A 13,222-nucleotide genomic window follows, 5' to 3' on the forward strand; every position below is an offset into this window, starting at 1 on the left:
GCTGCCCGTACTTGCGACGGGCAGCCCTTTTTCTAATGAATCAAATGAAGCGGTTTACTTGTGTTTCGGATCAAAGTTGACTTCCGGAGTCGTCAGCTTGTCGTAGAAATCCACGTACTTGTCCTTATCCTCCGATGCCCGGAGCGCCATGGCGGAACGTGGATGCTCCCCCAGCGTTCCCGTAACCATGTAAGGAATCAGGTAGCCCCACTCCTCCTTCTCGCGAAGCGGAATCATCAGGCGTTCGATCAAATCCAGCACCGGACGAAGGTTGTAATGGGTATTTTTCAGATGGGTGACGAGCAGCTCGGTCGGGCAGTTGCCAGCCGCGCGGCCCATTCCGTATACAGACGCATCCAGCAGCTCTACGCCCAGCTCCGCAGCGGTCAGCGTGTTGGAGAAGGCCAGCTGCATATTGTTATGCGTATGAACGCCAAGGCGCTTGTTCGGCAGGTGCTTCTTGAACTTCTCGACCAAATACTCCATGTCCTTGTGGTCAAGGCTTCCATAGGAGTCGACGATGTAGACGACATCGACCACGCTCTCCCGGATCATTTCGAAGGCTTCCAGCAGCTCGTTCTCCATGACGTTGGATAAAGCCATAATATTCAGCGTCGTTTCGTAACCGCGTTCATGGAACGTCTGTACCAGCTCCAGCGCTTTATCCACGTCCTTAATGTAGCAAGCAACACGGATCAAATCGAGCATGCTCTCTTCGCGCGGCAAAATATCATTCTCATCGACACGGCCGATATCCACGAGAGCGGACAGCTTGGTTTTGCCCTTCTGGGGGATCACTTCACGCAGGAAGGAATCGTCCAAAAAGCGCCAAGGTCCGGCAGATTCGGCGCCCTTCAGCAGTTTGGGTGAATTTTTGTAGCCGATTTCCATATAGTCAACACCGGCCTCATTCAGTCCGGCGTATAAAGTTTGTACAAATTCGACGCTGAAGTCCCAGTTATTAACCAGTCCCCCGTCGCGAATCGTGCAATCGACAATTTTACAAGGGTTCGTTTTCATCCAACAAGCTTCTCCTTCCGGCATAAAATTTATTCCTTCATCATACTTGAAGGTGACCAGAAAAGTAAAGGTTAATTGTCCGGACGGTTATGACCGCGAAATGACGGCATACGAAATAAAGCGGCTATCCGCTCAGGATTCCGCTTTACGTTCATGGTCTTATGAGGATGCCGCTTGCGACAAAATCCACTCCAGCAGGGTCCGGACCATCACCCCGGTGCCTCCCTTCGGATTCACACCCCGCTCTTTTTGGGCATAGGCCGTTCCGGCGATATCGAGATGAACCCACGGAAGCCCTTCGGCAAAGGTTCCGATAAACAGGCCTGCCGTAATCGCAGCCCCCCTGCCTCCGGTGCTGTTGCGAATGTCCGCCACGTCGCTTTTGAGCATATCCCAAAATTCCTTGTAAGCAGGAAGCGGCCATACTTTTTCACCGGATCTTTTCGAAGCGAGGATCAGCTCCTGGAGAAAAGTGTCATCGTTCGTTACAGCTCCAGTCGCCACATCCCCTAAAGCCGTCACGACGGCGCCTGTGAGCGTCGCCACATCGATGAGACGGACCGCTCCGAGCTGTCTGGCATAAGTCATGCCGTCGGCGAGCACCACTCTGCCTTCCGCATCGGTGTTCAGCACCTCGATCGTCCGCCCGCTGAACGACCGGATCACATCCCCCGGCTTAAAGGCACCGCCTCCAGGCATGTTCTCGGCACTCGGAATGACAGCCACAACGTTCACCTTCGGCTTCAGCGTTCCAAGTGCGTTCATGACACCCAGCACCGCAGCGGCTCCGGCCATATCGCTGATCATCTCTTCCATACCGAGCCGCTTCTTCAGAGAGATGCCCCCGGTATCGAACGTAATGCCTTTGCCGACAAGCCCTATAACGTCATCCCAGCTGTCCCTTCCTTGATACTTTATCACGATCATCCGCGGAGGTTGAATGCTCCCCTGGCCAACCGAGAGCAATCCACCCATGCCGAGCGCTTTTTGCTCTTCGACATCCAGCGTGTGTGATTCCATGCCATGCTTCCGGGCAATCCGCTGCGCATGCTTCGCCAGATCTTCTGGAACCAGCATATTCCCAGGGAGATTCGTTAAATCCCGCGCCAAACAGGTAGCTTCGGCCGCCGCTTTCCCACGGACAATGCCTTGACGCCATTCTTCAGCTTCCCGGGGATCCGCGTTTCCTTTTCGAAAAAGCACCAGCTCTTTAATTCCAGGGTACGTCGGATGGTTTCGTTTGTACTGCTTGATCCGGTATGCGCCCAGAATGAACCCTTCGGTTATTGCCTGGGCCGCAGTTATCGTGTTCTGTTCCGCAGTAAATCGCATCATGGTGATCGGCACTTCCCATGCCAGGCTTTGGGCTTGGATTTTGAGCGCGGTTTTAGCCGCCTGGGCGGCAGCAAGCCTGAGTTCTTCGGAGGTCAGCGGACGTTCGCCGATCCCGACTAGAATAACGGCGCGATGGCCGCTTGAATCAGGCACTGGCAGTGCGTGGATTTGATTGAAGGCAGCACCGAACAGGCGGCTGTCCCTGAGCTGCTGCACAATGGGTGCAAGACTGGGAGAAAGTGCGTTATCCTCAAAGTCCTTTTGGGAAACCATAACAACAAGCGCATCCATACTGAGCTGAGCAGCTTCCGTATGATCCTTCCATGTGACCGTAATATCTTGTCCTTCGGAAAACGGATGTCCATTCATCGGCGTCATCTTCCTTTGTCTTCAAGTTTTCGGACGATAGTCATATATATTATTCCACCGTTGTCCAAAGCAACTCCAAAGACAAAATGTTCCTGCTGTGCCGAATCAGGACATTTCAACGACCGGAAGCGAGATCACAAACTCTGTTCCCTTCCCTACTTTGCTGTCCACAGAAATATATCCCCGGTGATTTTTGATGATCCGGTAACTGACGGACAGACCAAGGCCTGTCCCGCTTTCCTTGGTCGTAAAGAAGGGATCGAATAAATGGCTCAGCGTGATATGATCCATACCCTTTCCGTTATCCGAAATACATATATTCACGTTTTTCTGGTCCTTGCGCGTGCGGATTTCAATCCTCCCGGTATGCTCATGTCCCTGATCAGCAATCGCATCCATTGCGTTTTTAATGATGTTGAGAATGACCTGCTTAATCTGCTTTACATCGACGGAAATATGAAGGGGTGTAGACTCATCGAGCAAAACAACCTCGCAGCCATTCATCAGCGCTTCGCTCTCCGTAAGGAGAACAACTTCCTTTAGCAAAGACGAAACCGGGATGACGGTCGTTTGCGGTGCAGATGGCTTGGACGAATTCAGAAATTCATAAATAATGTCGTTCGCCCGGTCGATCTCGGTCAATATAATGCGAGCATACTCGTCTTTTCCGAGCTTGGTCAAATGAGGTCTCAGTAGCTGAATGAATCCACGGATGGCCGTGAGCGGGTTGCGGATTTCGTGGGCGATCGATGCCGAAATTTTGCCGAGCATCGCCAGCTTGTCGTTTCGGTAGGCGGTTTGTTCGATCTGCTTGAAATCGGATACATCCTTGACACTAAATAAAAAATCACCGTCCATTTGATCGCCATAGGTGACCGTAAGAAGCCACTGGCGTCCGGTTTCATCACTTAGCTCATGGTATCTTTTTCGGTGAAAAATGGTTTCACGGTAAATACGCAATATTTTCTTCTTCTTATACCGGCTTAACTGGGGATGACGCAAAATTTGAAGCAAGGTTAGGCCAGTCAACGACTTACGGGAAATTTCCAACAACCTCGCCATTTGCACATTGATAAATGTCAAAACGCCCTCACTGTCGAAAAGAATTACCCCACTGTCCAAGTGCTCCAAAATGTTCTCGTACTTGTTCTTCACAAGCTGCGTAGATTGAAACGCCTCCAGGGACTGCAATAACGTCTCTTGGATTTCGCTCACACGATGCCCCCCCTTTATAAGGAAATGACGGAATTGGCAAATCGTTAGCAGGCAGATATTCCATCTTTTGGCCAGTAATAAAGATTAGTTTAATCATAGACAAGCTCGCCGGAAAACTCAACAAGAGATACTGTCGAAAAAAGAAAAAATGGTCCCAGCCTGAAAATGATGGCCGTCAATCGGTGTTCTTTCTTAGCCGAAAGTCCCCGCTTATGCTGACGTTTCTCCTGTAAAAATAAGGATGTCGTCTCTTGCGAAAGCGAATCTTAAAACAAAAGCATCAGACACAAAAAATTTATTTTTGTACCTGATGCTATGTCATGACCGGGCGCTCAGCCGGGACGATTTCCGCCGATTCGACGGCAGGCCCGGGTATCCGATGAAATTTTATGATTTATGCTGAAGACGCAGCCGGCGCTGGCTCATGACCGCGAGTCTTTTCTTCAGCTCGCTCTGCCATTTCTCGTCTTGAATTTGCTTGGCGACCGTCAACAAATCAAGGGCCATGTCAATCTGGCTCTGAATGATGTCTTTCGGGTCTTCCTTCTCACAGTTGACCACATTTTCAAAAATGGTCTCTTCGTCCTCGATCACATAATCCTGAAAGTCAATTTCTGCCGCCCCGTCACCATGCGCATATTCGGCCAAAATTTCGTATTCATTCTCAACCTTGTAATGAACCTCAACCCGGTGGCACACGGGACAGAACAACAGGGGAACATTATGGACTTGAGTGCGATAATGTTTAAGTGTACCTTTCGTTCCAACCATACTTGCTCCGCAGCAATAACTCATTCCAGTTCACCCTCCTCTGGATTCCACCGTATTTCTTCATAATGTATTCGATTCCAAGCTCGACAATTCCTTTTTTTCAACCCTGACGGGACCCAAGTTTTATCATGTATGCCTGCTCTTTGGTTTTCTATATCGCCCTGTTCAAATCCTGCTAAATAGATCAGTTCATTCTATATTAATGCCAAAACAAGACGTTATGCCGCTCCTAGCCATATTTCAACTTCTCCGAGGCATGCTAAACCCAAAACCACAGTTGATGAAAAACCCCCTTGGCCTGCATCAAGCAAGGCAAAGGGGGCTTGTCCGAATATTTAAAAATTAGTTGGTTACCAGATTTTTGTCGCCTGGTTTCCAGTTCATTGCGCACAATCCGCCGGATTGCAGCGCTTGGAGGACGCGAAGGGTTTCTTCAACGCTGCGGCCGATATCGTTGTGGTTAACCACTTGATATTTCAGCTCGCCTTCAGGGTTGATGATGAACAGACCGCGAAGAGCAACGCCTTCTTCTTCGATGTACACGCCGTAGTCTTTTGCAACGGATCTCGTGATGTCGGAAGCCAGCGGGAAGTTGATTTTTCCAAGACCGTTCGAGTCGCGCGGTGTGTTGATCCAAGCCTTGTGGCTGTGGATGGAGTCCGTGCTCACACCCAGAATTTCAGCGTCAAGCGCTTTGAACTGCTCGTAAGCATCGCTCAGCGCAGTGATTTCCGTAGGGCATACGAAAGTGAAATCGAGTGGATAGAAGAAAAATACGAGCCATTTACCGCGATAGTCAGTCAGGCTTGCTTTACTGAAATCCGTGCCGTCACCTGTTACAGTTTCCATCGTAAATTCAGGAGCCGGTTTACCTACTAAACGTTCTGCCATGTCAAAAATTCCTCCTTTAATATAAAGAACAACTGCTCTGTTCTAGATTAAGTATCGTATTGCATCCCAAGTGGAATCTACATTTCAAATGGTATCATTCGACGAAATCAAAGTCAAGATTATATAGGTTATTTATTTATAATAATTATAAATAAGAAAATACCGTGAACTTTTCAACGAATCTTCAGCAGACGGATGTGAAAAAAAGGGGCCGCCGATCACCCGGCAGCACCCTTTCCAAAAAAATCCCTTCATTTATATAGCGCTAAAACGACCTCAATATTACGTTGAAAATTACTTCTTCATCGCAGCCACGATCAGGTCGCCCATCTCCCGTGTGCCGATCGCCTTGCTCTTATCCACAGCGATGTCGCCTGTGCGATGTCCGGCATTCAGCACGTCAGCCACAGCTGCTTCAATCGCGTCTGCCGCATCGCCGTATCCAAACGTGAGGCGGAACATCAGCGCCAGTGACAGAATCGTGGCGATCGGATTCGCCAGGTTCTGACCCGCGATATCCGGTGCGGAGCCGTGAACCGGCTCATACAAGCCGAACGCGCCTTCTCCCATCGAAGCGGACGACAGCATGCCGATCGACCCGGTCAGCATAGCGGCTTCGTCGCTCAAAATATCGCCAAACATGTTCTCCGTCACGATGACGTCGAAGCTGGCTGGCCGGCGCAGCAGCTGCATGGCGCAGTTGTCGACAAGCACATGCTCCAGCTCCACGTCCGGATAATCCGGAGCGACCCGATTCACCACTTCACGCCACAGGCGGGAAGTTTCGAGCACGTTCGCCTTATCGACGGAAGCGAGCTTCTTGCGGCGCTTCTGGGCGATTTCAAAGGCTTGGCGCACGATCCGTTCCACTTCCGCCACATTGTACACGCAAGTGTCCACCGCTTCTTCGCCATGCTCGCCTTGACGTCTCAGCTTGTCACCGAAGTAAATGCCGCCGGTCAGCTCCCGTACAACCATCAGGTCCGTGCCTTCCAGCACCTCAGGCTTCAGCGTCGAGGCGTCCTTCAAGCAGTCGAACACCACGGCCGGACGCAGGTTGGAGAACAATCCGAGCGCCTTGCGGATACCGAGCAGGCCAGTCTCCGGACGGAGTTCCTTCGGATTGTTGTCCCATTTCGGTCCGCCTACCGCGCCAAGCAGCACCGCGTCTGCATTTTTACATACCGCCAGCGTCTCTTCCGGAAGCGGGGTTCCCTTCTCGTCGATTGCGATTCCCCCGAACAGCGCATGCTCCGTTTCAAACGAATAGCCGAACAGCTCCTCCGTGCGCTTGAGCACTTTCTCCGCTTCTGCGACAACCTCCGGCCCGATGCCGTCCCCTGCGATTACTGCAATCTTTTTAACCTCTGCCATAATATCAGTCACTCCTTCAGGTACCTCGTTTTCACTGTCCTAATTCTCTATATACTGTTGTAACACATGAAGGAGAGCATTGACCAAGATATAGAATCTATGACCTTAATAGTATTTTCCTATAAGCTGACCGAATGGATTAAATTATTCTATACCTGCCTTAACAAGGCACATTTCTTTTCCTGATTAATCCGGGTACAATGATATTGTTTGGACTTATACTCTTCAATCGCAAAGGAGTTGAACGGATTCATGCAGTATACGTATTTGGGAAAATCCGGTTTAAAAGTGAGCCGCTTGTGCCTGGGAACGATGAACTTCGGACCGGCGACGGACGAGAAGGAAGCGTTCCGCATCATGGACGCGGCGCTTGACGCCGGCGTTCAATTTTTTGATACCGCTAACATTTACGGCTGGGGCGAAAATTCCGGCTTGACCGAAACCATTATCGGCCGCTGGTTCGCCCAGGGCGGCGGCCGCCGCGAAAAGGTGGTCCTCGCCACCAAGGTTCATGGCGACATGAGCGACCCGGCGGACGGTCCGAACGGGGCGCGGGGCCTGTCCGCGTACAAAATCCGCAGACACCTGGATGGCTCGCTCCGGCGCCTGCAGACCGACCATATCGAGCTGTACCAAATGCACCATGTCGACCCAAACGTCACTTGGGACGAGCTGTGGGGCGCTTTTGAAATCGCGGCGAACCAGGGCAAAATCGGCTACGTCGGCTCCAGCAACTTTGCTGCCTGGCAGCTGGCCATCGCCCAAAGCGAAGCGAAGAACCGCCATTTCCTCGGCCTGGTGTCCGAGCAGCATAAATACAGCCTGAACTGCCGCCTTCCGGAGCTGGAAGTGCTGCCGGCTGCGCAAAGCCTCGGCCTCGGCGTGATCCCGTGGAGCCCGCTCGACGGCGGATTGCTCGGACGCAACGCGCTGAAGAAGCTGGAAGGCACGCGCAGCGGCGGAAGCGCGGAGCGCATCGAGAAGCATCGCGCCAAGCTCGAGGCGTTTGCCGAACTGTGCAATGAGCTCGGCGAGCCGCAGGATAACGTCGCGCTTGCCTGGCTGCTGAGCAATCCGGCGGTGACGGCGCCGATTATCGGGCCGCGCACACTGGAGCAGTTCGAAAGCTCCCTCGGCGCGCTCGAAATCAAGCTGGATGAAGCCGTGCTGAAGCGGCTGGACGAAATCTTCCCGGGACCGGGCGGCGCCGCTCCCGAGGCGTATGCCTGGTAAGCGTGCCTAACGGCTTACATCGCTGCTCCCGAAATGCAAAAGGCGGATCCCCTCTAAATCCGGGGATCCGCCTTTTTTATTGATGGATGAGTGCCGTATGTTATTTCTTGATCCAATGCATCATTTCGCGCAGCTGACCGCCGACAACTTCGATCGGATGGTTCGCTTCGTTACGGCGCGTTGCATTCAGGAATGCACGGTTGGATTGGTTCTCAAGGATAAAGTCGCGGGCGAATTTACCTTGTTGGATGTCGGACAGCACTTCCTTCATCGCTTTCTTCGTTTCTTCCGTTACGATGCGAGGTCCAGTTACATAGTCACCGTACTCAGCCGTATTGGAGATGGAGTCACGCATGTTAGCCATGCCTCCTTCATAGATCAGGTCAACGATCAACTTCATTTCGTGGAGGCACTCGAAGTAAGCCATTTCCGGAGCGTATCCAGCTTCAACCAGCGTTTCGAATCCGGCTTTGATCAGCGCAGTTACGCCGCCGCAAAGTACGGCTTGCTCACCGAACAAATCGGTTTCGGTTTCTTCGCGGAAGGAAGTCTCGATAACCCCTGCGCGGGTACAGCCGATACCTTTTGCATAGGCCAGTCCGATTTGCTTCGCATTGCCAGTAGCGTCCTGCTCAATGGCGATCAGGCCAGGAACCCCGAAGCCTTCGACATACGTACGGCGAACCATGTGACCAGGGGATTTTGGAGCAACCAGGAGCACGTCGGAATCTTTAGGAGCGACGATTTGTCCAAAATGAACGTTGAAGCCGTGGGAGAACATGAGCGCAGCGCCTTTTTTCAGGTTAGGCTCGATTTCGTTTTTGTACACGGATGCTTGAGTTTCGTCCGGCATCAGGATTTGTACTACGTCCGCTTGGCTTGTTGCTTCGGCAACGGACAGAACTTCAAAACCGTCGTTTTTAGCTTTATCGAAAGATTTGCCTTCGCGAAGACCGATAACGACCTTGACACCGCTGTCACGCAGGTTTTGCGCCTGTGCGTGGCCTTGGCTTCCGTATCCGATAACGGCAACGGTTTTTCCTTTTAAAGCGCTGAGTTCTGCGTCTTGCTCGTAATAAGTTGTAACTGGCATGTGAATAAATCCTCCTTTGTTTTTAAAAAGAACCCTTCATAAAGAGCGGGTGTTTCAAAGGACCCTGCACCCGGTTTGTCCCGCTTTCGGGATACGATCCTCTCAAACCCCCGCTCTTTAGCGGGAATTTAATGAATATGTTGTTGTGTATGATTATGCATTTCCGCGAATCATGGCGGTGACTCCGGTGCGAGACAGCTCCCGGATTCCGTACGGCTTCAAGAGCTCGATCATGGCGTCGATTTTCGAGGAATCCCCGACAACCTGAACCATAATGCTGCCGCTTCCGATGTCGACGACCGAAGCGCGGAACGTTTCCACGACGCCGAGGATTTCCGGACGTTCCGCCGGCTCCGCGCTGACTTTGATCAGCGCCAGCTCCCGCGCTACCATTGGCTTGGAGCTAAGGTTGATCACCTTGATGACATCGATCAATTTGTACAACTGCTTCTCGATTTGCTCCAGCGTCATGTCGTCACCGATCGTGACGATGACCATGCGGGAGAGCCCCGCTTCTTCCGACTGCCCGACCGTAATACTCTCAATGTTGAACCCGCGGCGTCCAAACAGTCCGGATACCCGCTGCAGCACGCCCGGCTGGTCATTCACTAGAACGGCAATGGTATGTCTCATGCTCATAATTATGCATCCCCCATCAACATTTGATCAATGGTCGAGCCTTGAGTTACCATCGGATACACGTTCTCACCCTTGCTGACCACAAATTCCACAACGACAGGTCCCGGTGTTTCGAGCGCTTCTTTCCAGGTCGTTCTGGCCTCTTCCTTGTTCGTCGCCCGAAGTCCCTTCACTCCGTAAGCCTCGGCCAGTTTGACGAAATCCGGGCTTCCTTCCAGGTCGATATGGCTGTAACGGTTATCGTAAATCAGTTCCTGCCACTGACGAACCATACCGAGCACCTGGTTGTTGATGATGACAACCTTCACCGGTATGTTATTGATGGCACAGATGGCAAGCTCCTGAGAGCACATCTGCATGCCGCCGTCACCATTCACCGAAATGACAAGCCTTTCCGGATTGGCCATTTGGGCACCGATGGCGGAAGGAAGTCCAAATCCCATCGTTCCGAGGCCGCCTGAGGTTACCCAAGAGCGCGGCTGATTGAACTTATAGTACTGTGCAGCCCACATTTGATGCTGCCCCACGTCAGTCGTGACGATCGCTTCGCCCTTCGTCGTATCGTTCAGCAGCTCGATAACCCATTGCGGCTTGAGCTCTGTATCCGAATCAGCGTAGCGGAGCGGATGCTCCAGCTTCCACTGCTGAACCCGGGTTCTCCAAGCCTCTGCTTTGCCGGCCCGCTTCACATCGTTGTTCAGCATTTCCAGCACCGTCTTGCAGTCGCCTACGATTGGAATGTCTGTTGGCACGTTTTTGCCGATTTCCGCCGGATCGATGTCGATGTGCACGATTTTCGCTTTTGGGGCAAATCCGTTCAGTTTGCCTGTTACCCGGTCATCGAACCGTGCGCCGATGTTGATCAGCAGATCCGACTCCTGAATCGCCATGTTGGAGGCGTAAGTTCCGTGCATCCCCGGCATGCCCGTCCAGAGCTCGTGCCCGCTCGGGAATGCGCCCAGACCGAGAAGCGTGGTCGTGATCGGAATTTCGGTCCGCTTCACGAATTCGTACAGCGCTTCATGCCCGCCGGAGTAAATCACGCCGCCGCCGGCAATGATCATCGGCCGCTCGCTCTCTTCGATCGCTGCCACCAGCTTGTCGAGCTGAAGCTTGTTCGGCACCAGGCGCGGGTTGTATCCGCGAAGGTTAATGCTGTTTCCAGGTTCGAACAGCGTAAGTGCCGCTGATACGTCCTTCGGAATGTCGATCAGCACCGGACCTTTGCGGCCGGTCGAAGCGATGTGGAATGCTTCGTGAATGATTCTCGGCAGATCCTTAACATCTCGGACGAGATAGCTGTGCTTCGTAATCGGCATCGTGATGCCGGTAATGTCGGCCTCCTGAAAAGCATCCGTTCCGATCAGGCTCGTTGCGACGTTACCCGTGATAACAACCAGAGGGACGGAATCCATATAAGCGGTGGCAATTCCTGTGACCAGGTTGGTCGCCCCCGGTCCCGATGTTGCTATACACACGCCGACTTTGCCGCTTGCCCTTGCGTAACCGTCTGCCGCATGGATTGCTCCCTGCTCGTGACGAGTCAGCACATGTTTGAAATCCTTAAATCCATACATCGCATCGTAAATGTAAAGCACTGCCCCGCCCGGATACCCGAAAACACACTCGACACCTTCCAGCAGAAGGCTGCGAAGCAGTATTTCCGAGCCGGAAATGACTTCCGGCTTCATCCATTTCTCACGTAATTGTTCTGTAGACCGCACTTCAGGAATTTGCGCGCTCATCAGTCATCCTCCTCTCAAGAATACGTTCATTTTTTTGTGATGGTAAACAAAAAAACCTTCCATCCCTCATCACACAATGTTCTTGTGTGAGGGACGAAAGGTTGTTCTTCCGTGGTACCACCCATATTTGCTCCGCACTTCACAGTGCACAGCCTCAGCAGGTATAGAAAATCAGGAACGGTGCCTCATATCGATGGCTCATCCGTTTCCATACCTTGAGTCCGTAACGTGGACCTGACGATTCTCCCTAATAGGCTTTAGCGCTTTTCAGGAGAACAGCTCCGAGGTGAGCTCGTATAAAAGGGGTTTTGGCGGAGGTTGCAGCAGATCCTCTCACTCTCTGTTCAAAAGAGCCCTTTAAACTTCGTCCTCTTCATTGCCGATGACTGTATACTCGATAAAATGTTTAGACACATTATATGACCCATCGATTCTATAGTCAATACCCAGATTCGGATAAAAAAATACATGTCCGCTTTTGTCCTCCATTTTCCCGGGAACTTTCGGCACACCGCCCACCCCTATTTTCATATGATGACGTATGTCGCTCATGGATGAATTGGGCAGCAGAACGGAGGACAGACTCTATGATTAGATACCGCAGACCCAAGCAGGACGATGCTGTCATCATGCATTTAATCGAGACCCAGCTTGTCCCGCTGTCCCATATGACCAAAAGCCAGCTGGAGCAGGTGCGTAAGGATCTTCCCGGGCGCATGAACCGCGGCGTGACGCTCATCGCTTCCCCCTACTACGAAGGGGATCCAGTCGGATTTGTCCACTTTATGCTTCACGGCGATCTGCTCTATATCGATATGTTGGCCGTCGCACCCGAATCACAACGCAAAAGATGGGGAAACCTCTTGATGGCCCATGCGGAAAGATTTGCGTTGTCACGCGGGTGCAAACGGTCGAAAGTCATGGTTGATTCTGGGAATGCGAATGGGATGACATTCTACCAAAAGTTAGGATATTTCAATATCAAGTACCACGCCAAAAACCAGTGCTACGAATTGGAAAAGCGGCTTTCCTAGCCGTGCCGAGAACCTCCTGCACTCCCTCTAACAAGTGAGCCGGTAATTAAAAGATTACCAGAATCCACCGCCGTAAGGATAAGCTCCCGGATATCCGACGGGGCCGTATCCAGGGCCGTAGCCGCCGTAAGGTACTCCGCCGTATCCCCCGTAAGGGCCGTAGGCGTATGGAGCCGTTCCGATCGCCAGCAGGTCAAACAAGACGAGCGGAATGATCGCTTTGGTGTGAACCTTTTTCCCTTTATCCCGCTGCAGAATCAGGCGGTTGCCCGAGATGCGCAGCAATTTTCCGGTCACCAGGCTTCCGTCTTTTTTGGCAGCTACAATATGTTTACCAACAAACTTCTGGGCGTGTTTACGAGTCACAGACTGTTGCATGTAATCCCTCCTCCAATGGTCTTCACACCAATCTATTCGAATGCCCCGCACGGCGCTTGTTCCATAGCCCGGTTCCACGGAAGATGGGTGAAGCAGGCATCACGGGCGCCAGCATCGGTAGTATA

General features: G+C 52.1%; 12 protein-coding genes. 2 read left to right on the forward strand and 10 right to left on the reverse strand.

Annotation, left to right across the window (positions count from 1 at the left end; genetic code table 11):
- Positions 1 to 54 precede the first annotated feature (54 nt).
- From K2F33_RS00475 to leuB, 6 genes are all read right to left on the reverse strand, one after another.
- Positions 55 to 1,020 (reverse strand): aldolase catalytic domain-containing protein, encoded by a 966-nt coding sequence (locus tag K2F33_RS00475; protein WP_089545713.1) that lies wholly within the window; start codon positions 1,018 to 1,020, stop codon positions 55 to 57.
- A gap of 159 nt (positions 1,021 to 1,179) precedes the next feature.
- Positions 1,180 to 2,724, reverse strand: a complete 1,545-nt coding sequence (locus K2F33_RS00480; RefSeq protein ID WP_212982685.1) for a leucyl aminopeptidase — start codon at positions 2,722 to 2,724, stop codon at positions 1,180 to 1,182.
- Positions 2,725 to 2,829: 105 nt separating this feature from the next.
- Positions 2,830 to 3,939: an ATP-binding protein gene (locus tag K2F33_RS00485; protein ID WP_212982684.1), complete on the reverse strand. Its 1,110-nt coding sequence runs from the start codon at positions 3,937 to 3,939 to the stop codon at positions 2,830 to 2,832.
- A 387-nt stretch (positions 3,940 to 4,326) separates the two neighbouring features.
- A complete protein-coding gene (locus K2F33_RS00490) occupies positions 4,327 to 4,734 on the reverse strand; it encodes a hypothetical protein (protein WP_076173231.1) in 408 nt (135 codons plus the stop codon).
- Positions 4,735 to 5,052: 318 nt separating this feature from the next.
- On the reverse strand, positions 5,053 to 5,601 hold the full coding sequence (locus tag K2F33_RS00495) for a peroxiredoxin (protein WP_076173232.1): 549 nt from the start codon (positions 5,599 to 5,601) through the stop codon (positions 5,053 to 5,055).
- Between the two features lie 294 nt (positions 5,602 to 5,895).
- Positions 5,896 to 6,975 (reverse strand): 3-isopropylmalate dehydrogenase, encoded by a 1,080-nt coding sequence (gene leuB / locus K2F33_RS00500; protein WP_076173233.1) that lies wholly within the window; start codon positions 6,973 to 6,975, stop codon positions 5,896 to 5,898.
- Positions 6,976 to 7,227: 252 nt separating this feature from the next.
- Here leuB and K2F33_RS00505 point away from each other — a divergent pair, with 252 nt between their 5' ends.
- Positions 7,228 to 8,208: an aldo/keto reductase gene (locus K2F33_RS00505; protein ID WP_263880723.1), complete on the forward strand. Its 981-nt coding sequence runs from the start codon at positions 7,228 to 7,230 to the stop codon at positions 8,206 to 8,208.
- Between the two features lie 100 nt (positions 8,209 to 8,308).
- Here the strand turns inward: K2F33_RS00505 and ilvC are convergent, their stop codons facing one another.
- The 3 genes from ilvC to ilvB all read right to left on the reverse strand — a co-directional run bounded on the left by ilvC (position 8,309) and on the right by ilvB (position 11,685).
- Entirely contained in the window at positions 8,309 to 9,301 is a 993-nt protein-coding gene (gene ilvC / locus K2F33_RS00510) for a ketol-acid reductoisomerase (protein WP_076173235.1), read from the reverse strand.
- A gap of 153 nt (positions 9,302 to 9,454) precedes the next feature.
- Positions 9,455 to 9,940 (reverse strand): acetolactate synthase small subunit, encoded by a 486-nt coding sequence (ilvN, locus tag K2F33_RS00515; RefSeq protein ID WP_076173236.1) that lies wholly within the window; start codon positions 9,938 to 9,940, stop codon positions 9,455 to 9,457.
- Positions 9,941 to 9,942: 2 nt separating this feature from the next.
- Positions 9,943 to 11,685, reverse strand: a complete 1,743-nt coding sequence (gene ilvB, locus K2F33_RS00520) for a biosynthetic-type acetolactate synthase large subunit (RefSeq protein ID WP_263880724.1) — start codon at positions 11,683 to 11,685, stop codon at positions 9,943 to 9,945.
- A 587-nt stretch (positions 11,686 to 12,272) separates the two neighbouring features.
- Here ilvB and K2F33_RS00525 point away from each other — a divergent pair.
- Positions 12,273 to 12,719, forward strand: a complete 447-nt coding sequence (locus K2F33_RS00525) for a GNAT family N-acetyltransferase (RefSeq protein WP_076173238.1) — start codon at positions 12,273 to 12,275, stop codon at positions 12,717 to 12,719.
- Between the two features lie 54 nt (positions 12,720 to 12,773).
- On the opposite strand, the gene K2F33_RS00530 is transcribed toward K2F33_RS00525, so the two are convergent.
- A complete protein-coding gene (locus K2F33_RS00530; RefSeq protein WP_076173239.1) occupies positions 12,774 to 13,097 on the reverse strand; it encodes a hypothetical protein in 324 nt (107 codons plus the stop codon).
- Between the last annotated feature and the right edge of the window lie 125 nt (positions 13,098 to 13,222).

Origin of the sequence: Paenibacillus sp. PSB04 (assembly GCF_025809195.1) — a bacterium.
GTDB lineage: Bacteria > Bacillota > Bacilli > Paenibacillales > Paenibacillaceae > Paenibacillus_AQ > Paenibacillus_AQ favisporus.